General features: G+C 50.2%; 1 pseudogene. It reads right to left on the reverse strand.

Annotated features, from left to right (window positions below):
• Positions 1-251 (reverse strand): annotated as a pseudogene (locus tag NLF92_RS13465) (tRNA epoxyqueuosine(34) reductase QueG); the annotation flags it as partial.

Here is a 251-nt window from a genome sequence, read left to right on the forward strand (position 1 = left end):
GTTTCCTAACGCAACGGCAATATTACGCTGCCACTTCTCAAAGCCAATCCGCCTGATGGGAGAGCCTTCCGTATTGCGTAAAAAGGTTTCTTCAGACCAGCCGAAAAGCGCATTGAGACTTTGGCCGTGAAGCACTTGTCGTGGGTGGAAATCTTCTTCACTGGTGACATCGGCAAAGCGATTCCAAGGGCAAACAAGTTGGCAATCGTCACAGCCATAAATGCGATTGCCCATCATGGGGCGTAAACCCT

It is taken from the genome of Opacimonas viscosa (genome assembly GCF_024199005.1).
GTDB classification, from domain to species: domain Bacteria; phylum Pseudomonadota; class Gammaproteobacteria; order Enterobacterales; family Alteromonadaceae; genus Opacimonas; species Opacimonas viscosa.